This window comes from Microbacterium sp. zg-Y818 (assembly GCF_030246905.1).
In the GTDB taxonomy this organism is placed as follows: domain Bacteria; phylum Actinomycetota; class Actinomycetes; order Actinomycetales; family Microbacteriaceae; genus Microbacterium.
In genome coordinates this window covers 627731-650437 of sequence record NZ_CP126741.1, presented here as the reverse complement: position 1 = coordinate 650437, position 22707 = coordinate 627731, and the positions used below count along the sequence as shown (strand labels likewise).

At 71.6% G+C, this 22707-nt stretch carries 19 protein-coding genes; 15 read left to right on the top strand and 4 right to left on the bottom strand.

Features of this window, described 5'->3' with window-relative positions:
• Positions 1–5 precede the first annotated feature (5 nt).
• On the bottom strand, positions 6–1364 hold the full coding sequence (locus QNO21_RS02840; protein WP_257519566.1) for a class I SAM-dependent RNA methyltransferase: 1359 nt from the start codon (positions 1362–1364) through the stop codon (positions 6–8).
• 47 nt (positions 1365–1411) lie between these two features.
• On the opposite strand from QNO21_RS02840, the gene QNO21_RS02835 reads away from it, so the two are divergent.
• Positions 1412–2053, top strand: coding sequence for a Maf family protein (locus QNO21_RS02835; RefSeq protein ID WP_257519567.1), 642 nt, complete (start codon positions 1412–1414; stop codon positions 2051–2053).
• A gap of 78 nt (positions 2054–2131) precedes the next feature.
• Complete coding sequence (locus QNO21_RS02830) at positions 2132–3898, top strand: acetyl/propionyl/methylcrotonyl-CoA carboxylase subunit alpha (RefSeq protein WP_257519568.1); 1767 nt, start codon at positions 2132–2134, stop codon at positions 3896–3898.
• A 63-nt stretch (positions 3899–3961) separates the two neighbouring features.
• On the opposite strand, the gene QNO21_RS02825 is transcribed toward QNO21_RS02830, so the two are convergent.
• Positions 3962–5413, bottom strand: coding sequence for an NAD(P)H-quinone dehydrogenase (locus tag QNO21_RS02825; protein ID WP_257516498.1), 1452 nt, complete (start codon positions 5411–5413; stop codon positions 3962–3964).
• A 79-nt stretch (positions 5414–5492) separates the two neighbouring features.
• On the opposite strand from QNO21_RS02825, the gene QNO21_RS02820 reads away from it, so the two are divergent.
• The 5 genes from QNO21_RS02820 to QNO21_RS02800 all read left to right on the top strand — a co-directional run bounded on the left by QNO21_RS02820 (position 5493) and on the right by QNO21_RS02800 (position 11297).
• Positions 5493–6326: a purine-nucleoside phosphorylase gene (locus tag QNO21_RS02820; protein ID WP_257519569.1), complete on the top strand. Its 834-nt coding sequence runs from the start codon at positions 5493–5495 to the stop codon at positions 6324–6326.
• Positions 6323–7999 (top strand): phospho-sugar mutase, encoded by a 1677-nt coding sequence (locus tag QNO21_RS02815; protein WP_257519571.1) that lies wholly within the window; start codon positions 6323–6325, stop codon positions 7997–7999. The genes QNO21_RS02820 and QNO21_RS02815 overlap by 4 nt, the downstream gene beginning before the upstream one ends.
• An 11-nt stretch (positions 8000–8010) precedes the next feature.
• Positions 8011–9390, top strand: a complete 1380-nt coding sequence (locus tag QNO21_RS02810) for an MFS transporter (protein WP_257519572.1) — start codon at positions 8011–8013, stop codon at positions 9388–9390.
• Positions 9391–9454: 64 nt separating this feature from the next.
• Entirely contained in the window at positions 9455–10033 is a 579-nt protein-coding gene (locus tag QNO21_RS02805; RefSeq protein WP_257515174.1) for a GNAT family N-acetyltransferase, read from the top strand.
• 310 nt (positions 10034–10343) lie between these two features.
• The gene (locus QNO21_RS02800; protein WP_257519573.1) at positions 10344–11297 is read left to right on the top strand and encodes a hypothetical protein; all 954 of its coding nucleotides are present in this window, start codon (positions 10344–10346) and stop codon (positions 11295–11297) included.
• A 331-nt stretch (positions 11298–11628) separates the two neighbouring features.
• Here QNO21_RS02800 and QNO21_RS02795 read toward each other — a convergent pair whose 3' ends face one another.
• Complete coding sequence (locus QNO21_RS02795; protein ID WP_257519593.1) at positions 11629–13515, bottom strand: BglG family transcription antiterminator; 1887 nt, start codon at positions 13513–13515, stop codon at positions 11629–11631.
• Positions 13516–13676: 161 nt separating this feature from the next.
• Here QNO21_RS02795 and QNO21_RS02790 point away from each other — a divergent pair, with 161 nt between their 5' ends.
• The 8 genes from QNO21_RS02790 to QNO21_RS02755 all read left to right on the top strand — a co-directional run bounded on the left by QNO21_RS02790 (position 13677) and on the right by QNO21_RS02755 (position 21262).
• The gene (locus QNO21_RS02790) at positions 13677–13994 is read left to right on the top strand and encodes a PTS sugar transporter subunit IIB (protein ID WP_257494662.1); all 318 of its coding nucleotides are present in this window, start codon (positions 13677–13679) and stop codon (positions 13992–13994) included.
• Complete coding sequence (locus tag QNO21_RS02785; RefSeq protein WP_257515172.1) at positions 13991–14263, top strand: HPr family phosphocarrier protein; 273 nt, start codon at positions 13991–13993, stop codon at positions 14261–14263. Before QNO21_RS02790 ends, QNO21_RS02785 begins: the two co-directional genes overlap by 4 nt.
• 20 nt (positions 14264–14283) lie before the next feature.
• On the top strand, positions 14284–15957 hold the full coding sequence (gene ptsP / locus QNO21_RS02780; protein ID WP_257519574.1) for a phosphoenolpyruvate--protein phosphotransferase: 1674 nt from the start codon (positions 14284–14286) through the stop codon (positions 15955–15957).
• Positions 15954–17561, top strand: coding sequence for a PTS mannitol transporter subunit IIBC (locus QNO21_RS02775; protein WP_257519575.1), 1608 nt, complete (start codon positions 15954–15956; stop codon positions 17559–17561). Before ptsP ends, QNO21_RS02775 begins: the two co-directional genes overlap by 4 nt.
• Positions 17562–17733: 172 nt before the next feature.
• Positions 17734–18174, top strand: coding sequence for a PTS mannitol transporter subunit IIA (locus QNO21_RS02770; protein WP_257519576.1), 441 nt, complete (start codon positions 17734–17736; stop codon positions 18172–18174).
• Positions 18171–19322 (top strand): mannitol-1-phosphate 5-dehydrogenase, encoded by a 1152-nt coding sequence (locus tag QNO21_RS02765; protein ID WP_257515774.1) that lies wholly within the window; start codon positions 18171–18173, stop codon positions 19320–19322. The genes QNO21_RS02770 and QNO21_RS02765 overlap by 4 nt, the downstream gene beginning before the upstream one ends.
• A gap of 44 nt (positions 19323–19366) precedes the next feature.
• On the top strand, positions 19367–20092 hold the full coding sequence (locus QNO21_RS02760; RefSeq protein WP_257519577.1) for an alpha/beta hydrolase: 726 nt from the start codon (positions 19367–19369) through the stop codon (positions 20090–20092).
• A gap of 291 nt (positions 20093–20383) precedes the next feature.
• Entirely contained in the window at positions 20384–21262 is an 879-nt protein-coding gene (locus QNO21_RS02755; RefSeq protein ID WP_257519578.1) for a type IV toxin-antitoxin system AbiEi family antitoxin domain-containing protein, read from the top strand.
• A 314-nt stretch (positions 21263–21576) separates the two neighbouring features.
• Here QNO21_RS02755 and QNO21_RS02750 read toward each other — a convergent pair whose 3' ends face one another.
• Entirely contained in the window at positions 21577–22692 is a 1116-nt protein-coding gene (locus QNO21_RS02750; protein ID WP_257519579.1) for an adenosine deaminase, read from the bottom strand.
• Positions 22693–22707: the final 15 nt, after the last annotated feature.

Here is a 22707-nt window from a genome sequence, read left to right as displayed (position 1 = left end):
CCATGCTACCGCCGCGGCTCTTCGCGGATGAGCGTCGCCACGGCCTCGACGTGATGCGAGTGCGGGAAGAGGTCGAGGCCGTCGATGCGGGATGCCGCATACCCGGCATCCCGGAAGGTTGCGACATCGCGCGCCAGCGCGACGGGATCGCACGCCACGTAGACGATGGTCTGCGGGGCGAGGGCTGCCAGCGCCTGCACCACCTCGCGCCCGGCGCCGGAGCGCGGCGGGTCGAGGACGACGACACCGCGGGCCAGCCGATCCCGCTCACGCGGCGAAGCCTCGGCGCCCCACCGCGCGACCCATCGGTCGACCCGGCCGGTCTCGGCGCGGGCGCCGACCCATTCGGAGAGGTTCTCGCCGGCGTGCTCGGTCGCGCGGGAGTCGGACTCGACGCTGATGACGCGCGTACGGGGTCCGCCGATGTCCCCGAGCGCCGCGGCGAACAGGCCCACGCCGCCGTAGAGGTCCAGGTGCAGCGCCTCGGGGTCGAGCCCTTCGGGGTGCGCCTCATTCAGATGCTCGGAGACGACCTGCGTCAGCGCGCGGGCGGCGAAGCGGTGCACCTGCCAGAACCCGCCGGCGTCGACGCGGAACTGGCGCCCCGCGACCTCTTCCACGATCACTTCGCGCAGCGGATTGGCCCCCGTCGCCCTGTTCCCCGTCGGCGTCGCGCCGCGGGGCCGGCGCCCACCGGCACGGTGGTGGTGCTCGGGGCGGGGCAGCACCCGCACACGCCCGTCTGCGGGCAGCACGAGGTCGATCCGCCCCGGCGCCACGCCCTTCAGCTCCAGGGCCACACGCGCGAGGTCGGGGGCGGCGAGCGGGTGGTCTTCGACCGTCACCACGCGGTGGCTGCGCGCCGCGTAGGGTCCGACGCGGCCATCGGCGTCCACGTGCAGGCTCAGCCGGGTGCGCCACCCGGTGCCGTCGCCGTCTTCGGGCGGGGTGGCGCGGTCCACGCCGTCGGCGCTCACCGGCGCGACGGTGACCGGCGTCGTCAGGCCGGCGAAGCGCTGCAGCGCGTCGGTGACGACGTGCTGCTTGAGTTCCCGCTGATGGGTGAGTTCGATGTGGCCGAAGTCCGCGCCGCCCGGTCGGTTCTCCGGGGCCACGTCGACATCCGCCTGCCGCCAGATGTGCGGGCGACGGTGTGGCGACGCATCGAGCACCTCCAGCACCTCACCACGCCAGAACGACGCCTTGCCGACGTCGGTCAGCCTCACCCTCACCCGCTCCCCAGGGAGAGCGTCGGGAACGAACACGACCCGCCCCTCGTTACGGCCGACGAACACGCCGCCGTGAGCGACGTCGGTGACGTCGAGATCGATGAGGGCGTCCGTGGATGCCAAGGGTGTAGCCATCCTTCGATGCTCGCACACCCAGATGTGCCCGCCCCTAGGCTGGGGCGATGCGCGTGTGCCTCGCCTCGACCTCTCCCGCCCGTCTCACGCTGCTGCGGCAGGCCGGTATCGAACCGGAGACGATGGCACCGGACGTGGATGAGGATGCCGTCATCGCAGCGGTTCAGCACGACGAGGCGCGCACCCTGCCCGCCGCCGAGCACGTGCTGCTGCTGGCGCGGCGCAAGGCCGCGGACGTCGCCGAGCGCGTGGCCGCAGCCGGGTTCGAGGGCATCGTCATCGGCGGGGACTCGATGTTCGAGATCGACGGAGAGATCCTCGGCAAGCCCTACACGGCCGAGGCCGCAGTGGCGCGCTGGCGCGCGATGCGGGGGCGAACCGGCATCCTGCACTCCGGCCACAGTGTCGTGCGGGTCGGCCGCGGGCGGCCGGAAGCGGAAGCCCACGGGGTCGCCGAGGCCTCCGTCACCTTCGCCGCCGACATCACCGACGACGAGATCGCCGCCTACGTCGCCACCGGCGAACCGCTGCACGTGGCCGGAGCCTTCACCATCGACAGCCTGGGCGGCCCCTTCATCGACACCGTGCACGGCGACCCCTCGACGGTCGTGGGGATGTCGCTGCCGACCGTGCGGCGCCTCGCGCGGCAACTCGACGTCGCCTGGCCGACCCTCTGGAACCGTTCGTAGACATCGACGAAGGTTTCCGGAACTTTCTTGTGCGAGTGATCCAAAGAGCGCCCCCGCTGTCTGGGTAGGCTGACATCCATGCCTGCTATCGCCAAGGTGCTCATCGCGAACCGCGGCGAGATCGCCGTTCGCATCATCCGCGCCGCTCGCGACAGCGGAAAGGGGTCGGTCGCCGTCTACGCCGACCAGGATCGCGACGCTCTGCACACCCGCCTCGCCGACGAGGCCTATTCGCTGGACGGCGCGACGAGTGCCGACACCTACCTCTCGATCGAGAAGATCCTCTCCGTGGCCCGCCGCTCCGGCGCCGACGCGGTGCACCCCGGCTACGGCTTCCTCGCCGAGAACGCCGACTTCGCCCGCGCCGTCATCGCCGCGGGTCTCGTCTGGATCGGCCCATCGCCCGAGGCGATCGAAGCCCTCGGTGACAAGGTCACCGCGCGCCACGTGGCCGAACGGGTCGGCGCTCCGCTCGCACCGGGCACGCCCGGGCCGGTCGCGAACGCCGACGAGGCCATCGCTTTCGCCCGCGAGCACGGCCTGCCGATCGCCATCAAGGCCGCGTACGGCGGCGGCGGCCGGGGACTGAAGGTCGCCCGCGAGCTGGACGAGGTGGGCGAGGCCTTCGAGTCCGCCACCCGCGAGGCGATCACCGCCTTCGGTCGCGGCGAGTGCTTCGTGGAGAAGTACCTCGACAAGCCCCGTCACGTCGAGACCCAGTGCCTGGCCGATGCCGCCGGGACCGTGGTCGTCGTCTCGACCCGCGACTGCTCACTGCAGAGGCGCCACCAGAAGCTCGTGGAAGAGGCCCCGGCGCCCTTCCTCACCCGCGAGCAGAACGAGGTGCTCTACACCTCGTCGAAGGCGATCCTCAAAGCGGTGGGCTACGTCGGTGCCGGCACGTGCGAGTTCCTCATCGGCGCCGACGGCACCATCTCGTTCCTCGAGGTGAACACCCGCCTGCAGGTCGAGCACCCGGTCTCCGAAGAGGTCACCGGCATGGATCTCGTCCGCGAGCAGTTCCGCCTCGCCGAGGGCGGCCTGCTCGAAGACCGGGACCCCGAGCCCGTCGGCCACTCGATCGAGTTCCGCATCAACGGCGAGGACCCCGGCCGCGGGTTCCTGCCGCAGCCCGGCCGCATCCACGTGTTCAAGACCTTCGGCGGCCCCGGCATCCGGCTGGATTCCGGCGTCACCGCGGGCGACGCCGTGTCGGGCGCGTTCGACTCGCTGCTGGGCAAGATCATCGTCACCGGGCGCGACCGCGCCGAGGCGCTGTCTCGGGCACGCCGGGCGCTGGACGAGTTCGAGGTCGCCGGCATGCCCACGGTGCTGCCGTTTCACCGCCGCGTCGTGCGCGACCCCGCGTTCACCGCCGAAGACGGCCGGTTCGGCGTCTTCACGCGCTGGATCGAGACCGAGTTCGACAACGACATCCCGCCGTGGGACGGCGAAGACGACACCCCGGATGCCGGCGACAGCCGCCACACCGTCGTCGTCGAGGTCGCGGGCAAGCGCCTGGAGGTGAGCCTTCCCGACCGCATCGCCGCGGCCCCGGCGAAGGTCGGCCGCCCGGCGGCCGTGCCGCCGTCGCGGCGCATGCACGCCCCGACGGTGGTCGCCGGGGCATCGGGCGACGCCGTCACCTCGCCGATGCAGGCGACGATCGTCAAGGTCGCCGTGGCCGAGGGGCAGCAGGTCGTCAAGGGGGACCTGGTCGTCGTGCTCGAGGCCATGAAGATGGAACAGCCCATCCAGGCGCACAAGGACGGCACCGTCGGCGGCCTGGATGCCATGGCGGGCACCACCGTGCCGGCCGGGCACCTGCTTCTCACGATCACCTGAGCCCGGCGGGGTCGCGGCCCCGCGGCATCCGTCGCGCCCGGGCGAGGGAGGGCAGCGCGCGGGCTACGCTTCGGGCTCAGCGGCCCGGTCGACGATGTGCATCGCACGGGCGGCATCGGTGATCGACCCCGAAAGGGAGGGGTACACCGCGAACACGCGCGACACCTGGTCGACCGTCAGGCGTCGCTCCACGGCGATCGCGATGGGGTAGATGAGCTCCGAGGCGCGCGGGGCCACGATGACCCCGCCGAGCACGGTGCCGCTTCCCTGGCGGGCGAAGAGCTTCACGAAGCCGTCGCGCACGCCCATCATCTTCGCGCGCGGGTTGGCCGCCAGCGGCAGCTTGTGCACGACGCCGTCGACCAGGCCCGAGTCGATGTCGGCCTGCTGGAACCCGACGGTCGCGATCTCGGGCGCGGTGAAGATGTTCGCGGAGATGCGCCGGCGCTCGAGCGGGATGACGGTGTCGCCCAGGGCGTGGAACACCGCGGTGCGTCCCTGCATCGAGGCGACCGAGGCCAGCGGCACGAAGGTGGTGCAGTCGCCGGCGGCGTAGATGTTGGGGACCGACGTGCGGGCGACCCGGTTGACCCGGATGTGCCCGGAGTCGGTCATCTGGATGCCGGCCTCCTCCAGCCCGATGCCGGCGGTGTTCGGCACGGACCCGACCGCCATGAGGCAGTGGCTGCCCTCGACCGTGCGTCCGTCGGCGAGGGTCACCACGACGCCGTCGCCCGAGCGCTGGACCGTCTGTGCGCGGGCCTTGGACAGCACCTGCATCCCGCCGCGCTTGAAGACGCGCTCGAGAAGGGCCGCCGCGTCGGGGTCCTCCCCCGGCAGCACGTGGTCGCGACTGGAGACCAGCGTGACCTTGGCCCCCAGGTTCATGTACGCGCCGGCGAACTCGGCCCCGGTGACGCCCGAGCCCACCACGATGAGGTGCTCGGGAAGGGACTTCATGTCGTAGAGCTGGGTCCAGGTGAGGATGCGCTCGCCGTCCGGCGGTGCACTGGGGAGCTCTCGCGGCGACGACCCCACCGAGACCACGAGGGTGTCCGCCTCGATGCGGTCGAAGTCGACACCACCGGGGCCGGTGGACACCACCAACGCGTTGTCGCCCTCGAGGCGTCCGTGGCCGGAGACGATCCGCACCCCCGCCTCGACGAGCGTCGCGCGCATGTCGTCGGACTGCTGGCGCGCCAGCGACAGCAGACGCTTGTTGACCGCAGCGAGGTTGATGGCGATCTCGGGCTGCAGCGGCTGACCGTTGCCGCCGCGGGCGAACAGCTGCACGCCCAGGTCGCCGGCCTGTGAGATCGCCACGGCGGCGTCGGCGGTGGCGATGAGGCTCTTGGAGGGCACGACGTCGGTGATCACCGCGGCGCCGCCGACGCTCGCGCGCTCGACGAGGGTGACCTTCGCGCCCAGCTGCGCAGCGGCGATCGCGGCTTCGTAGCCGCCGGGGCCCCCACCGAGGATGGCGACGGTCTGGGTGCGCTCGAAACTCAACGACATGACTTCATTCTCTCAGGCGCGATCGGGCGCCGACGCCGCTCGGCTGGCCCCGCGGCATCCGACTTCCTAAAGTGGGGACATGTCCGACACGACCCCCCATCCCCTCGACGACCCCGCTGCCGACCCCTTCGGCGTGGCCGCCGACGCCGCCGCCGACATCGCCCGCATCACAGGCGTCGAGCGACACGACATCGCCCTGACGCTCGGAAGCGGGTGGGGCAAGGCCGCAGAGCTCATCGGCGAGACGACCGCCGTCTTCCCCGCCACCGAGGTCACCGGCTTCAGCCGGCCCGCCCTGGAGGGCCACGTCGGCACGCTCCGAAGCGTCCGCACCGAGTCCGGCGCGAACGTGCTGGTCATCGGCGCGCGCACCCACTTCTACGAGGGCCACGGCGTCCGCCGGGTCGTGCACAGCGTGCGCACCGCCGCCGCGACCGGCGCCCGCATCATGGTGCTCACCAACGGCGCCGGCGGCATGCGGGAGAGCTGGACCCCCGGCCAGCCCGTGCTCATCAGCGACCACATCAACCTCACCGGCGCCTCACCGCTGGAGGGCGCGACGTTCATCGACCTCACCGACCTCTACTCCCAGCGCCTGCGGGACCTGGCACGCACGATCGACCCCTCGCTCGACGAGGGCGTGTACTGCCAGTTCCGCGGCCCGCAGTACGAGACCCCCGCCGAGGTGCGCATGGCCGGGATCATCGGTGGCGACATCGTCGGCATGTCCACCGCACTCGAGGCCATCGCCGCCCGGCAGGCCGGCATGGAGATCCTGGGCTTCTCGCTCATCACCAACATGGCCGCCGGCATCCAGGAGAGCCCCCTCAGCCACGGCGAGGTGCTCGAGGCCGGCCGGGAGGCCGAGCCTGTCATCTCGTCGCTCCTGGCCCGAGTGATCGGCTCGCTGTGAACGACATCACGCGGGCCGCCCGCCGCTGGCTCGCCCAGGACCCCGACCCCGTCACCCGCGCCGAGCTGGAAGAGCTGCTCGCACGTGAGGCCGAGGGCGACGAGGCGGCATCGGCCGACCTGACCGACCGGTTCGGCGCCCGCCTGGCGTTCGGCACCGCGGGGCTGCGGGGGCGCCTGGGCGCCGGCAGCAACCGCATGAACCGGGTTCTGGTCATGCAGGCCGCCGCCGGACTCGCCGCGTTCCTGCTGGAGCGCCCGGGCCCCGATGGCCCGCCCACCGTCGTGATCGGCTACGACGGCCGTCGCAACTCCGACGTTTTCGCCCGAGACAGCGCCGAGGTGTTCGCCGGGGCGGGGCTGCGCGCGATCCTCCTCCCCCGGCTGCTGCCCACCCCGGTGCTGGCCTTCGCCGTCCGCCACCTCGGTGCCGACGCGGGCGTCATGGTCACCGCCAGCCACAACCCGCCCGACGACAACGGCTACAAGGTCTACCTCGGCGGCCCCGACGACGGCGCGCAGATCGTGCCCCCGGTCGACGCCGATATCGCCGCGCACATCCAGCGCGTGGCGGATGCCGGCGACGTCGGATCCCTCCCCCGCTCGAGCGACTACGAGGTCGCCGGCGAAGAGCTCGTCGAGGCGTACGTCGACGCGACCGCCGCCGTGGCCCCCGCCCCGGCGGGTGCCGACGGCATGACCTGGGTCTACACCGCGATGCACGGCGTGGGCTGGGAGACGCTCTCGCGCATCCTCGAACGCGCCGGCTACCCCGCCCCCGCCCTGGTGACGGCGCAGACGCAGCCCGACGGCACCTTCCCCACCGTCGCCTTCCCCAACCCCGAGGAACCGGGCGCCATGGACCTGGCGTTCCAGACCGCGCGCGAGGTCGGCGCGGAGTTCATCCTCGCCAACGACCCCGACGCCGACCGGCTGGCCGTCGCCGTCCCCGACCCGGGCGCGCCCGGCGGGTGGCGCAAGCTCACCGGCAACGAGGTCGGCCTGCTGCTCGGTTGGCGCGCCGCGCGGCGCGCGGCCGCAGCGGGAGCCGGCGCGGAGGCGTCGCTGGCGTGCTCGCTGGTGTCGTCCCCGGGTCTCGCCACGGTCGCCGCGCGCTACGGCCTGTCGTCGCATGCGACGCTGACCGGCTTCAAGTGGATCTCGCGCGCACCCGGCATCGTCTACGGCTTCGAAGAGGCCCTCGGATACCTCGTCAACCCCGAGACCGTGCGCGACAAGGACGGCATCTCCGCCGCGATCGCCATGCTGGGGCTCATCGCCGAGGCGCGCGCATCGGGCGGCGACGCGAACAGTCTGCTCACGCAGTTCCAATCCGAGTTCGGGTTCTTCGACAGCGGCCAGGTGTCGCTGCGCGTGGACGACGTGTCGTTCATCGGCCGCATCATGGCGTCGCTGCGCACCGCGCCCCCGCAGGCGGTCGGCGGTGTCGCCGTCGAGCGGATCGATGACCTGCTCGACGGCGTCGACGGGCTTCCGCCGGGCGACGTGCTGCGACTGTGGCTTGCCGACGGATCGCGCGTGATCGTGCGGCCGAGCGGCACGGAGCCCAAGGTCAAGGTCTATCTCGACGTGCGCGGCGACTCCGCCGCCGACGCGCGCGAGCGACTTCAGGCGCTCGAGACCGGTGCCACGGAGCTGCTCGCCCGCGGCTGAAAGAGGCGCACATGCGCGAACACGACGCGCCCACGCCGGGCGCAGACGCTTCCAGTGCGGCGGATCCGCCGCACTGGAAGCGCAACGTGGTGCTGTTCCTCGCGGGGCAGACCACGAGCCTCTTCGGGTCGATGCTCGTGCAGTACGCCGTGTTCTGGTACCTGACGCTGACCTATCAGCGGGGCGACATCATGGCGCTCGCGGCGGTGTTCGGGTTCCTGCCGCAGGCGATCGTCTCGATCTTCGGCGGGGTGTGGGCCGACCGCCACAACCGCAAGCACCTCATCATCGCGGCGGATGCCGGCATCGCCCTGACGACCCTGTCCCTCGCCCTGATGATGATGACCGGCTACGACGGCGTATGGCTCATCTTCCTGACCCTCGCGATCCGCTCCGCCGGCGCCGGCATCCAGAGCCCCGCCGTGTCGGCGCTGATCCCGCAGATCACCCCGGCCCGGAACCTCATGCGCGTCAACGGTGTCAACGGCTCCATCCAGTCCGCCATGGCGCTGCTCGCGCCGGCGGCGGCGGGCGCCGTCTTCGCGTGGGCGGCGACCGTGTGGGGCGGGTCGGCGGCGTCGCTCATCCCGATCTTCTTCGTCGATGTCATCACCGCCGCCGTCGGCATCCTGCTGCTCGCGTTCGTGCCCGTCGGCGCCGTTCGCCGATCCGACGACGCCCCCACCGGGTATTTCGCCGACCTCGTGGAGGGCGTGCGCTACGTCGCGCACCACGCCTTCCTGCGATGGCTGCTGGCGTTGTTCGCGATCATCTTCCTGCTCAGCGTGGCGCCCTCGAACCTCACCCCGCTCATGCTGGTGCGCACCTTCGACGCCGGCGAGCAGCAGAACATCACCAACCTCGCGGTGCTCGAGATCGCCTTCAGCGTCGGGATGATGCTCGGCGGCATCGTCGTGGCATCGTTCTTCGCCAAGCGCAGCCGTATCGGGATGATCGTGACGTCCGCCCTGGTGTTCGGCCTGCTGGCGATCGGCATGGGGCTGTCGCCCACCGTATGGACCTTCTTCGCCTTCTTGTTCCTCGTGGGGCTCGCTGTGCCGTTCTTCTCCACACCGGCGTTCACCCTGCTGCAGGAGACCGTCGATCCCGAGCGGCAGGGCGGCGTCTTCGGGTTCGTCGGCATCGTCATGGCCGTCGCGATGCCGCTGGGCATGTCCGTGCTGGGCCCCCTCGCCGATGTCGTCGACATCGAGGTGCTGCTGGTGGCCACCGGCATCCTGACCTTCATCGTCGTCGGCGCCGCGGTGGGGCTGCCCGTCGGGCGCCGTGCCATGCAGGCGGCCCGCGAGGCCTCCCGCGCGGGGGATCCCGCGACGGCGGCGGCTGCTGCGGAGGCGGCGATGCACGAGCGGCCCGCGCGGGAAGCCTGACCATCGGCGACGGACGACGCGGCCGGCGGGCCGGTCCGTCCGCTGCGCCCGGTAGCCTCGTGCTGTGCTGCTGAGCGACGCCACCATCCTGGAGAACGCCCACATACGACTCGAGCCGCTGGGGCCGCAGCATGCGTCCGACCTCGCGGTGGCATCCGTCGGGCTGGAGCACGCCTGGTACACCTCGGTGCCTGCGCCGGCGGGCGTGCCGGAAGAGATCGCCCGGCGCTTGGCGATGCGCGACGCCGGGACCATGAACCCGTGGGCGGTGCTCCGCGATGGGGTCGCCGTGGGGATGACCAGCTTCTGCGGCATCGACCAGCCGAACCGGCACGTCGAGATCGGCTACACCTGGCTCGCGCTGTCCGCGCAGCGCACCGCGGTGAACACCGCGGCGAAGCTGCTGCTGCTGGGGCACGCGTTCGACGCGTGCGACGCGATCGCCGTGGAGCTGCGCACCCACTGGCACAACCGTCAGTCGCGGGAGGCCATCGCCAGGCTCGGCGCGAAACAGGACGGCGTGCTGCGCAACCACCGCCTGGGACCCGACGGCTCGCTGCGCGACACCGTGGTGTTCTCGATCCTGCCGCACGAGTGGCCCGCCGTCCGTCTCGGGCTCGAGGAGCGGCTGCGCGGCGGCTGACCCCCGCCGGCGCTCCACGGTTCGTCGCCCGATACGCGCCCCGACCCGGGGTTTTCGCGGTTCGCCGCCCGATACGCGCCCCGAACCCGGGGTTCTCGCGGTTCGTCGCCCGATACGCGCCCCGAACCCGGGGTTCTCGCGGTTCGTCGCCCGATACGCGCCCCGAACCCGGGGTTCTCGCGGTTCGTCGCCCGATACGCGCCCCGAACCCAGGGCGGCGCCTTCTCCACACGCCCCGCGGAGCGGCGTGTCCTCCCCGATTGTCGAATCACCGTCCCGGATGGATGCCGCCAGCGGCGATCGTCCGAGGATGACCGAGGAAATCCGACTGCTGACACTCGATCACCTGCGACAGCGCGGCATGACCAGCCGTCAGATCGCGGCTTCCGCGGCCGGCGGAAGTCTCGTGCGCCTGCGTCGCGGCATCTACGCGAGTGCGAGCGCCTGGCGAGCGGTGTATCCCGAGCAACGCATCGTCGCCCGCGCTCACGCGCTCGCGGCGGTCTCGGTCGCGCGGCCCGTCTTCGCGTATGCAACGGCTCTGGCGCTGCAGGGTCAGCCGCTGTACCGCGCGCGCGACGACCGGCTGCACGTCATCGCGGATGCCGGCCGGCCCGGCGCCGCGCATGGGGTGGTGCGGCACCGCGGAGAGACCACCGGCGACGTGGTCGAGATCGACGGGCTGCTGTGCACCGGGCTCGCTCGTTCGGTCGCGGACATGGCCCGCACGGCGACCTTCGAGCAGGCGGCGACCTCGGCGGACGCGGCGCTGCACACCCTGTTCGCGCCGCGCGACGGCGTCTACGACCTCGATGGCGCGGAGGAATTCCGAGAGAACGTGCGCCGGATCGTCCACGCCAGCGCACACGGGGTGAACCGGGCGGAGCGGGTGCTCGAGTTCGCCGACGGCAGGGCACATCTGCCCGGCGAGACGATCAGTCGCATCCGCCTGCGTGAGGTGGGGTTCCGTCGCATCCGCCTGCAGGTCGCCGTCCCCTCACCCACGGGCGGCTGCTACTACCTCGACTTCGGGATCGACGACGCCGACGCCTACGGCGAGTTCGACGGCTCGATCAAGTACATCGACGGGCGGATGCTGGACGGTCGCACTCGCGCCGACGTCTTCGACGCCGAGAAGCAACGCGAGGACTGGATCCGGGGCACAACGCAACATCGCCACGGCCGATGGGGGTGGCCGCACGTGTCCACCGCTGCCACCTTGGCGGAGCGTCTGGCCGCGTTCGGCATCCGTCCCCCGCGGTGACCGTCGCCCGATACGCGCCCCAAACCCGGGGTTTCCGAGGTTCATCGCCCGATACGCGCCCCAAACCCGGGGTTTCCGGGCTTCGTCGCCCGATACGCGCCCCAAACCCGGGGTTTCCACGGTTCATCGCCCGATACGCGCCCCAAACCCGGGGTTTCCACGGTTCATCGCCCGATACGCGCCCCAAACCCGGGGTTTCCGGGGTTCGTCGCCCGACACGCGCCCCAAACCCGGGGTTTCCGGGGTTCGTCGCCCGATACGCGCCCCAAACGGCGAGGCGCCGGGCGGGCGGGCGGCCGGCGGGCGGACGTGCGGGCGATCGGGGCGGGGCTCAGCCGTCGATGACGGCGACCAGCTCGTCGAGGAACGCGGCGAAGTCGGTGCCGCGTCGCACGATGCGCTGCACGCTGTCGCGCTCGCTGAACACCTCGACGAACTGCTCGAACACCGTCTGGAACGCCGCGCGGTCGTTCTCGGAGAAGGCGGTGAAGGCGACGACCTGCACGCGCCCCTCGCCCCACGAGACCGACGGCTCGGCGATGCCGATCGCGATCGCGGTGCGCGTGGCCGTCATCCCGATCGCGTGCGGCACGGCGAGGGCGTCGGTGAACGCGGTGGACGAGAGGTTCTCGCGCTCGATCGTGCGCTGCACGTACCCCTCGTCGATGATCCCCTGTTCCACGAGCAGGCCGCCCAGCCGCCGGATCACGGCTTCTTCGCCGCCCTCGCCGTCGAGCCCGTGCACGAAGGCCGCGGGCGAGAAGTAGCGTTCCAGTTCGGCGCGGAGCCTGGCCAGCCGGCGTCCGCGGCGCACCCGCCCGGCCGCCGCCTGCACGCGCTCGACATCGGATTCGGTGAGGAACGGCTGGATGCGCACGATCCGCTCCCCCGGCGCCGGGGGGTCGATCGTGGTGAGCACCAGGTCGGTCTGGATGCCGGACCAGTCCGGGTCCACGCGCGTCTCGACTCCGACGACCTCCACGGCCTGTCCCAGCGAGCGCGAGACGCTCGAGCGCAGCAGCTCGTGCAGCTCGTAGTAGCCGGGGCAGACGATGGTGGCGGTGAGCAGCTGGTCTGCGCGCCGACTGCGCTCCAGCCGCCCGCCGACGTGCATCGCGATGTAGGCGATCTCGTCGTCCATGAGGGGGATGTCGAGGCGCTCGGCCAAACGGCTGGCCATGAAGACGGCGACGTCGAAGATCATCGGGTACGTGGACTTCAGCGACCGGGTGAGGGGGTTGCGGGACCACGCCTGGGCGCGGGCGCGCTGCAGCAGGTTCTGCACGTGCAGCGCCAGGCGCAGCACGAAGTCCTCGTGCGCGATGTCGACGAGGAACTCCGACGCCGCCGACTCGACGACCTCGCGCACCACCCGCTCCACCTCGAGGTCGAGGCGGTCGCGCGCTCGGTCGACCGGCCCGGCGCCCGGGGCGACCACGCGGGTGAGCACCAGCGTGGCCAGATGGCTGCGATCCCCCGCGCCCAGCCGCACCCCGAGGTGCTCCTGGCTCAGCCGGTCGATGATGGCCCCGATCTCGGCGCGAGCGGGATCGTCTTCTGGCGCCTCTTCCAGCCCACGGTCCCGCGAGACCCGGTCCGCGGCGATGGCGATGTGCATGACGACGTCGGCGATGCCCAGCTCGTTCACGAAGTAGCCCAGCTCCCCGAGGCCGGCCACGAGCTCCGTCTTGAACGGGCCGAAGGCCTGGGCTCCGATGGAGCGCGCACCGAGGGTGCGCCGCAGTGCCTCGAGGTCGAACGAGCCGGCATCCATCTCGTCGTGAGCCAGCTTGCTGAGAAGTCGTCGCTGCGCGGCCTCGGTGCCTCGCAGGCTCACGCGATACCCCGAGCGCTCGAGCGTGAGCTCGGTGCCTCCGAGCAGTCCCCGCACCCGGGCGAGGTCCGCCTCGATCGTGGCAAGACTGACGAACAGCTGATTCGCCGTCTCGTAGAGGTCGATGCCGTCGTGCTCGTCGAGGAGAGCCCGCACGAGCGTGTGCAGACGATCGCGTGGGGTGCCCCCGTCGGAGTCGGCGCGCAGAGCCGCGCCGGCCTCGGGCCCCGCGCGGTAGCCCTGCGGCCCGGATTCGATCGCCGTTCCGCCGGGCACGCGCGCGTTCACCGCCGTGACGTAGCTGCGGACGCTGCGCGGGGTCACGCCCAGCGCGTCGGCCGCCCTCGCCGCAGTGATCCAGTCGCCGTCGCGCGTGAGCAGCATGAGCAGACGGTCCTGCCTGGCTCTGGTCACGGGGATCCCTTGCGGTGTCGGTTCCTTCAGTCAACCACGCACACGGGCAGAACCTTCCGCCCCCGCGGAAGCAACCCTGGGTTGTCCCGGGCCTCGGTATTGAGAAAGATGTCCGGGGAGGAGGCACGATGATGAGAATCCTTGTGGTGTGCGCCGCGGGCGCGTCCAGCACGTTCGTTGCCCAGCGTGTGCGCCATGCGGCACACGATCGCGGCCTGCCGTACGCGGCCTTCGCCGGCACCGAACAGTCGCTGCCGATCGATCTGGACGGCGCCGACGTCGTGCTGGTGGGTCCGCACCTGACGTACGCGCTCGAGGACATCCGCCGAGAGGCCGCTCCCCGCGGCACCGCGGTGGTGCTGCTACCCGACGACATCTTCAGCGACCGCGACGGCTCCCGCACCCTCGCCTTCGTGCAGAGCGCCCTGGAAGGAAGGGAAGTCCTGTGAGCGCGATCACCCGCACCGTCCGCGTCGGCTCCACCAACGGTCTGCACGCTCGCCCCGCGAAGCTCTTCGCCCAGGCGGCCAAGGACTCCGGCATCCCCGTCACCATCGCCAAGGATGCCGGTGCGCCCACCAACGCGGCCAGCATCCTCGGCGTCATCGCGCTCGGCGTGGAGCGCGGCGACTACGTGACCCTGACCGCCGACGGTGACGGCGCCGAGAACGTCCTCGACACCCTGGCCGAGCTGCTGGCCACCGACCACGACGCCTGATGAACGACGAAGGAGACATGATGAGCGAGTTGCGCGGAGTGGGCATCGGACTGGGCGTGGCCCAGGGTCCCGTTGCCCGCATGGCCGAGCCGCTCCCTGCGCCCGCCGACACGGCGAGCACACGGGATGCCGAGGAGGAGCGCGCCCGCGCCCGCGAGTCGGTCAGTGCCGTGGCCCGCGAACTCGAGCAGCGCGGTGCGCAGGCGGGAGGCGCCGCCCGCGACGTGCTGGAGGCGCAGTCGATGATGGCCGAGGACCCCGCGCTGCTGCAGGAGGTCGACGCGCGCATCGCGCAGGGCAAGACCGCCGAGTACGCCGTCTTCGACGCCTTCGCGTCGTTCCGCGAGCAGCTGACCGCCATGGGCGGCTACCTCGGCGAGCGCGCCGCAGACCTCGACGACGTCGCCCAGCGGGTCATCGCCCACCTGCAGGGGGTGCCCGCGCCGGGCGTGCCCGACCCCGGCCACCCGTTCGTGCTCGTGGCGCGCGACCTCGCTCCGGCCGACACGGCTCTGCTGGACCTCGACAAGGTGCTGGCACTGGTCACCAGCGACGGCGGCCCCACGTCGCACACGGCGATCCTCGCCCGCGAGAAGGCGATCGTCGCGGTCGTCGGCGCGGCCGGCGCGACCGAGCTGGCCGACGGCGAGACGGTGATCGTCGACGCCGCTGCTGGCGTCGTCGTCACCGACCCGTCTGCGGAGGACCTGGCGCGGGCCCAGAACCGGGCCGACGCCCGCGCGTCGGCGGCATCCGCCCCCATCACCCCCGGGGCTCTCGCCGACGGCACCCTGGTGCCGCTCCTGGCGAACCTCGGCAAGCCGGAGGGCGCCGAAGAGGCCGTCGCGCTCGGGGCCGAGGGCGTGGGGCTGTTCCGCACCGAGTTCCTCTTCCTCAGTTCCCACTCCGCTCCCACCGTGGAACAGCAGCGGGAGACCTACACCCGGCTGCTCGAGGCGTTCCCCGGCAAGAAGGTCGTCGTGCGCGTGCTCGACGCCGGCGCCGACAAGCCGCTGGCCTTCCTCAACGACGCCCACGAGGACAACCCCGCCCTGGGGCTGCGCGGCCTGCGCGCACTCCGGGCGAGCGAAGACATCCTGCGCGAGCAGCTCACGGCCTTGGCGCAGGCGGATGCCGCGACGGACGCCGACGTGTGGGTGATGGCGCCGATGGTGTCCACCGTGGAGGAGACGCGGTACTTCACCGAGCTCGCCCGCGACTACGGCCTGAAGATGGCCGGCGTCATGGTGGAGGTCCCCTCGATCGCGCTCATGGCAGACAAGGCCCTGGCCGTGGCCGATTTCGCCTCGATCGGCACCAACGACCTCACCCAGTACACCCTCGCCGCTGACCGCCTGCTCGGTTCGGTGGCCGCCTTCCAGGACCCCTGGCACCCGGCTGTGCTGCGCCTCATCCGGGAGGTCGGCGAAGCCGGCCGTGCCAACGGCAAGCCCGTGGGCATCTGCGGCGAGGCCGCCGCCGACCCGCTGCTGGCGGTCGTGCTCGTCGGACTCGGGGCCTCGACGCTGTCGATGGCGCCGACCGCCCTCGCCGACGTGCGCGCCAGCCTGCTCACCCAGACGCTCGACGACGCCCAGCGCATCGCCGAAGCCGCCCTCACCGCCGATGACGCGGCGGGGGCACGCCTCGCGGCCCAGCAAGCCGCTACCCGACAGAAGGAGACACAGCAATGACGACTGCGTCAGCCCCCGCCACACAGGGGGGCAGCAAGGCGCGGGTCGGAGTCCAGCGCTTCGGCACGTTCCTGTCCGGCATGATCATGCCGAACATCCCCGCGCTCATCGCGTGGGGCATCTTCACGGCGTTCTTCATCGACGTGGGCTGGACGCCCAACGCCGACCTCGCGACCATCGTGGGCCCGTTCATCCACTACCTGCTGCCGATCATCATCGCCTACACCGCCGGCCACATGGTCTACGGCGTGCGCGGCGCCGTCGTCGGCTCGATCGCCGTCATGGGTGCGATCGCCGGGTCCGACGCGCTGATCGCGCAGTTCAACGCGACCCTGCCCGAGGGCGCGGCGCCGCTCGGCCAGATCCACATGTTCATCGGCGCGATGATCATGGGTCCGCTGGCTGCCTACACGATGAAGTGGCTCGACAAGCTCTGGGACGGCAAGATCAAGGCCGGCTTCGAGATGCTCGTCAACATGTTCTCGGCGGGCATCTGGGGCTTCGTCATGGCCATCGTCGGGTTCTACCCCGTCGCCTGGCTCGTCAACGGCCTCATGGACGTCCTCGGCAACGCGGTGGACTGGCTCGTCGAGGCGAACCTGCTGCCGCTGACGAGCATCCTCATCGAGCCGGCGAAGGTGTTCTTCCTCAACAACGCCATCAACCACGGCGTGCTCACCCCGCTCGGCATCGCGCAGGCCGACGAGACCGGCAAGTCGATCCTGTTCCTGCTCGAGGCCAACCCCGGCCCGGGTCTCGGCCTGCTGCTCGCGTTCACCTTCTTCGGGATCGGCGCCGCGCGCGCGTCGGCCCCGGGAGCGGCCGTCATCCAGTTCTTCGGCGGCATCCACGAGGTGTACTTCCCGTTCGCCCTGATGAAGCCGGTGCTGATCGTCGCGCTCATCGCAGGCGGCATGACCGGTGTCACCACCAACATGCTGTTCGGCGCGGGGCTGCGCGCTCCGGCCGCGCCGGGGTCGATCTTCGCGGTGCTGGCACAGACCGCGAACGACAGCTACGTGGGGGTCATCCTCTCGGTGATCCTCTCCGCGGCGGTCACGTTCATCGTGGCATCCATCATCCTGCGGGCTACGCGCAAGCGCGACCTGCTGGCCGAGGGCGACAAGTTCGCCTCCGCGGTCTCGCAGACCGCGGCGAACAAGGGCAAGTCGTCGGCCTCGCTCGACGCGCTGCGCGCCGCCGACCGCACGGACCGCGAGGGCGTGCGCGAGGGCGAGCAGGCGGTGGACCGCCTCGAGACCGAGGCCGAGACCGGTGGGCGCCTCAGCGGCGGCACCGTCGCGGTGAAGCCGGTGCGCAACATCGTGTTCGCGTGCGACGCGGGCATGGGCTCGTCGGCGATGGGCGCCAGCGTCCTGCGCAACAAGATCAAGAAGGCGGGCATCGACGATGTCACGGTCGTCAACAAGGCGATCGCGAATCTCGACCCCTCCGCCGACCTGGTCATCACGCAGAACCAGCTCACCGACCGGGCGCGCCGGCAGACGCCGGACGCGATCCACGTGTCGGTGGACAACTTCATGAACTCGCCGAAGTACGACGAGGTCGTGGAGCTGGTGCGCGAGCAGCACGACGGAGCCTGACACAGACAGCTGCGGGGCCGGGTGGCATCATGCCCCCGGCCCCGCGGCGTCTCGCATTCCGACCGCTAGCCACGCCCGCGCAGAGAGCGCAAGCCCTCTGGCCGGCGAGGAGCGAACTGAGACAGTGAAGGGGACGGATGCCGCGGCATCCGCCCGATGAAAGGGGTACGACATGGCACGCGAGGTGCTGAACGTAGGACAGGTCCGCATCCACCCGGGCTCGGTGAGCCGCGAGGACGCGATGAAGGAGGCCGCCGACATCCTCCAGGCGGCGGGGGCTGTGACCGGCGCCTACTACGACGCGATGCAGCAGCGCGAGGAGACCGTCTCGACCTACATGGGCAACGAGCTGGCCATCCCCCACGGCACGAATGAGACCAAGGAGACGATCCTGGACTCGGCACTGTCGGTCGTCCGCTACGACGGCGGCGTGGACTGGGACGGCAACCCCGTGACCTTCGTCGTCGGCATTGCCGGCAAGGGCGACGAGCACCTCGAGATCCTGTCGCAGATCGCCCTGGTGTTCTCCGACGAGGACGAGGTGGCCAAGCTCAAGCAGGCGCAGACGCCGGAAGAGCTGTACACCCTCCTCTCGACGGTCAACGCATCATGAAGGCCGTCCACTTCGGCGCCGGCAACATCGGGCGCGGCTTCGTCGGCCTGCTGCTGCACGAGGGCGGCTACGAGCTCGTCTTCTCCGACGTCGCGGCCGACCTCGTCGATGCGATCAACGCCGCCGACTCCTACACCGTGCACGAGGTGGGCGAGGGCGGCACCGACAAGGTGGTCACGAACTTCCGCGCCATCAACAGCCAGACCGACCCGCAGGCGGTCATCGATGAGGTGGCCACGGCTGACATCGTCACCACTGCGGTCGGCCCCACCGTGCTGCGCTTCGTCGCACCGCACATCGTCGCCGGCATCGCGATGCGCGACCCCGCGCTCCCACCGCTGAAGGTCATGGCGTGCGAGAACGCCATCAACGCCACCGACCTGCTGCGCGACGAGATCCGCGCCCAGGCGGAGGATGGCTGGGATGCCATCGCCGGCCACGCCGTCTTCGCCAACACTGCGGTGGACCGCATCGTCCCCGCCCAGGCGCCGGGGGAAGGCGTCGACGTGACCGTCGAGCCCTTCTTCGAGTGGGCCATCGAGGCGCCGCCCTTCGGCGGCGAGCTGCCCTCGATCCCGGGGGCGCATTTCGTGGATGACCTGGCGCCCTACATCGAGCGCAAGCTGTTCACGGTCAACACCGGCCACGCGGCGACGGCCTACTTCGGCGCGCGTGCCGGCGTCGACACGATCGCCGCGGCGCTGGAGGAGTCGGAGATCGTCGCGGCCGTCGCCCGGGCGCTGTCGGAGACGTCGGCGCTGCTGGTCGCCAAGCACGGCCTCAACCCGGACGACCTCACCGACTACCGCGAGACGATCCTGCGACGCTTCGCCAACCCCGCGCTCCCCGACACCGTGTGGCGCGTGGGACGGCAGCCGCTGCGCAAGCTCTCCCGGCACGAGCGGTTCGTCGGGCCCGCTGCGGAGGCGGCCGAGCGCGGCCTCGCCGTCGACGGCCTCGTGGCCGCGATGGGCGCCGCGCTGGAGTTCGACGACCCCGAGGACCCGCAGTCGGTCGACATGCAGCGGCTGCTGCGCGAACAGGATGCCGCGACCTTCACGGCATCCGTCACGGGTCTCGACTCGGACCACCCGCTGTTCGCTCCCGTGCTGGCCGTCGTCACGGCCCGACAGCGCGCGCTGCGTTGAGCACGCCGGGCACCCGCCACGGGCGCGGGCGGCGGGGCCGCCGCGTGCTGTGGTGGGTGCTCGGGTCCCTCGCCGGGCTGCTGGTCCTCGCCGTGGTCGGCGTCGTGATCTGGAGCCAGGTCGGTGTCATGGCCGCGGAGTCCGACCCCCTGGACGCGGTGCGCGCGGACGAGCGCATCACCGTGACCGACGACTCTGCGGCGATCGTGCTCTCCCCCGCCGACGGCGACTCCGACACCGGCCTGGTGTTCATCCCCGGCGCCAAGGTCGACCCGTGGGCTTACGCCGCGCTGCTGGCCGGCGCCGCCGCGGAGAACGACCGGACGGTGGTCATCACCAAGCCGTGGCTGAACCTGGCGTTCTTCGACCCGCGAGGGCTCGACACCTTCACCGACCTCGCGCCGGGCGTCGACACGTGGATCGTCGGCGGCCATTCCCTGGGCGGCGTGCGGGCGTGCCAGCTGGCCGACGACGCCGACGGGCTCGCCCTCTTCGCCTCGTACTGCGCGACGGATCTGTCCGACTCCGACCTGCCGGTGCTGAGCCTGGCGGGCAGCGAGGACGGCCTGTCGACGCCGCAGAAGATCGCCGACGCGCGAGGGTTGCTGCCCGCCGACGCCGAGTTGGTGGAGATCGACGGCGCTTCGCACGCGTCGTTCGGGGACTACGGCGCGCAGCCCGGGGACGGCGAGCCGACGATCAGCGACGAGGACATGCGGGCGCTGGTCGCCGAAGAGCTCGGCGGGCTCGCGGCGTCATCGGCGCCCTGAGCGCGGGCGCCGGGGCGCCGGGCGCCGGGGCCGCCGCAGGTGCGGGGAAGGCCGGCGCGCGCCGTAACTCCTCAACAACGCACGGTCGGCCGGGCCACCGACTGGATTCCGGCCTCGCCAGGGCGGTTTTTGAGGAGTTGCGACGGGGCGCCAGGCCGCAGCCCGCGGGCGGCTGCCCAGCCGACGCCGCGCCGGCCGCCGATTCCTCCCCGGCCCGCGAAGGGGAGTATCCGTCCACCGTTCCGATCGCGCGGCCATCGCCGCCGGCCGCCCACCCCGCACAGTGTCGACATGCTCCGACAACCGCCGCCCACCTCCCCCGACGTCCCGATGCGGTTCCTGAGCACCCGGGAGCTCGCCTTGCACGGGGTCGGTCGGCAACGGGTGCGGCGCGGCCTGCAGGACGGCTCGCTGCTGCGCGTGCGGCGCGGGCGGTATCTGCTCGCCGGGTGCCACCCCGACATCGTGCGCGCGGCTCGCTTGGGGGTCCGGGTCGACTGCTTGTCACTCCTCGCGCTTCTCGGCGTCTTCGTCATGGACCACAACCGGCTGCACGTGCAGGCGACCAACGGCGCGAGTCGACTGCCGCCACGGCCGCCGGATGTCGTCTGCCACTGGCGGCCGTCGTCCGCTGAGCCGACCCGCCTCATGACCGATGTGGTCGAGGCCCTCGCACAGGCCTGCCGCTGCCAAGGACCGCGCGAGGCGATCGCGACGCTCGACAGCGCCTGGTACCGCGGCATCGTCGACGAGAAGGGTGTGGCCGCCGTCTTCGCGCTCCTCCCCCGGCGGTTCCAGCGGCTGCGGCCGCTGCTTGATCCCCGTTGCGAGTCCGGTCCGGAGACGATCATGCGGCTGCTGCTGCGCGGCCTCGGCTGCACCGTCGAGATACAGGTCTCGATATCCGGCGTCGGCCGCGTCGATCTCGTCGTCGACGGATGGCTGATCATCGAATGCGACAGCGAGGCGCACCACGCCGGGTGGGAGGCGCACAAGCGCGACCGCCGCCGCGACCTGGCCGCCGCCGCGCTCGGCTATACGACCGTGCGCCCGATCGCCGAGGACATCCTGTACCGGCGGGAGCAGATGCTCGCGCAGCTGAAGCAGATTCTGGCCGTCGGCCCGACCACGCCCCGGGCGCAACTCCCCAAACGCGTCCCAGCTCGGTGAGGCGAGAGTCGTAACTCCTCAAGAACCGAGAACGGGGCCGACGGACGCGGCCGATCCCGGCAGTTCGCGCGTGCCTTTGAGGAGTTGCGACGACCGCTCACCGGAGCACGCCGCCGCGCGGTCCCGCGCGGGCGACCAGCGGCTGCTGACCACGCCCCGGTCGCAACTCCTCAAAACCGGGCGTCGGGCGCGGCAGAAGCGGTCGATCCGGGCGAGCGAGGCCGGTTCTTGAGGAGTTACGGCGCCTGCGGGCGCGTAGATGCCGCACCAACCCCGCCCGCGCCAGGCACGGCGAGCCCGCGGTCACGACCTTCTCAGCGGGCGAAACCCTCGGCGATGATCTCGATGAGCTCCTCGCGCTCTTCCACCGTCAGGAAGGCGGCGGCGGCGGCGTTCAGCTGGAACGCCTCGAGGTCGTCGAGGTCGTACTCGAAGGCCTCGGCCAGCAGTGCCAGCTCGCGAGTGAGCGAGGTGCGGCTCTGCGTGCGGTTGTCGACGTTCACCGTGACGGAGAATCCCAGCTGGTACAGCAGGTCGAACGGGTGGTCGGCCAGCTCCTTGCCCCAGCGCTCGATGGCACCTGTCTGCAGGTTCGACGACGGCGACAGCTCCAGCGGGATCTCGCGGTCGCGCACCCACCGGGAGAGGTCACCGAGCTGGACGAAGACCTCTTCGCCCTCGCGCGAGATGACCTCGAGGTCCTCGGCGAGCCGCACACCGTGGCCGAGGCGCAACGCGCGGCCGTCGATGAGCGCCGAGCGGATCGAGTCGAGCCCGGCCGCTTCACCGGCGTGCACTGTGACGGGGAAGAAGTGGGCCGCGAGGTAGTCGAACGCCTCACGGTGGTTCGACGCGGGGAAGCCGTCCTCGGGACCGGCGATGTCGAAGCCGACGGCGCCGCGCGTGCGGTGGGCGACGGCGAGCCGGGCGATCTCGAGCGAACGGTCGGTGTGGCGCATCGCCGTGAGGAGCTGGCCGACGCGGATGTCGCGACCGGTCGCCTCGACGGCATCCTCACCCTCTTCGATGCCCTCCTGCACGGCCTCGACGGCCTCGTCCAGTGACAGCCCGCCTTGCAGGTGCTGCTCCGGCGCCCATCGCACCTCGCCGTACACCACGCCGTCGGCGGCGAGGTCCTCGACGAACTCCCGCGCCACCCGGGTGAGACCCTCGCGCGTCTGCATGACCGCGGTGGTGACGTCGAAGGTCTTCAGATACTCCACGAGCGAGCCCGAGTCGCTGCGCTCCTCGAACCATTCCGCCAGCGCGTCGGCGTCGGTCTCGGGGATCGGCACACCGGTCGCGTCGGCGAGTTCGATGATCGTCGCCGGGCGCACAGCGCCGTCGAGATGGTCGTGCAGCGAGACCTTCGGGAGCTCGCGGATCGAGACTCCCTGCAGCCGGACGTCGTCGTTCTGGTCCATGCCCATGAGGTTCCTTCGTTC

Coding starts and splice junctions, on each gene's coding strand:
- QNO21_RS02840 (WP_257519566.1), bottom strand. CDS start 1,364: ATGGCTACACCCTTGGCATCCACGGACGCCCTCATCGATCTCGACGTC.
- QNO21_RS02835 (WP_257519567.1), top strand. CDS start 1,412: ATGCGCGTGTGCCTCGCCTCGACCTCTCCCGCCCGTCTCACGCTGCTG.
- QNO21_RS02830 (WP_257519568.1), top strand. CDS start 2,132: ATGCCTGCTATCGCCAAGGTGCTCATCGCGAACCGCGGCGAGATCGCC.
- QNO21_RS02825 (WP_257516498.1), bottom strand. CDS start 5,413: ATGTCGTTGAGTTTCGAGCGCACCCAGACCGTCGCCATCCTCGGTGGG.
- QNO21_RS02820 (WP_257519569.1), top strand. CDS start 5,493: ATGTCCGACACGACCCCCCATCCCCTCGACGACCCCGCTGCCGACCCC.
- QNO21_RS02810 (WP_257519572.1), top strand. CDS start 8,011: ATGCGCGAACACGACGCGCCCACGCCGGGCGCAGACGCTTCCAGTGCG.
- QNO21_RS02800 (WP_257519573.1), top strand. CDS start 10,344: ATGACCGAGGAAATCCGACTGCTGACACTCGATCACCTGCGACAGCGC.
- QNO21_RS02795 (WP_257519593.1), bottom strand. CDS start 13,515: ATGCTGCTCACGCGCGACGGCGACTGGATCACTGCGGCGAGGGCGGCC.
- QNO21_RS02790 (WP_257494662.1), top strand. CDS start 13,677: ATGAGAATCCTTGTGGTGTGCGCCGCGGGCGCGTCCAGCACGTTCGTT.
- ptsP (WP_257519574.1), top strand. CDS start 14,284: ATGAGCGAGTTGCGCGGAGTGGGCATCGGACTGGGCGTGGCCCAGGGT.
- QNO21_RS02775 (WP_257519575.1), top strand. CDS start 15,954: ATGACGACTGCGTCAGCCCCCGCCACACAGGGGGGCAGCAAGGCGCGG.
- QNO21_RS02770 (WP_257519576.1), top strand. CDS start 17,734: ATGGCACGCGAGGTGCTGAACGTAGGACAGGTCCGCATCCACCCGGGC.
- QNO21_RS02765 (WP_257515774.1), top strand. CDS start 18,171: ATGAAGGCCGTCCACTTCGGCGCCGGCAACATCGGGCGCGGCTTCGTC.
- QNO21_RS02755 (WP_257519578.1), top strand. CDS start 20,384: ATGCTCCGACAACCGCCGCCCACCTCCCCCGACGTCCCGATGCGGTTC.
- QNO21_RS02750 (WP_257519579.1), bottom strand. CDS start 22,692: ATGGGCATGGACCAGAACGACGACGTCCGGCTGCAGGGAGTCTCGATC.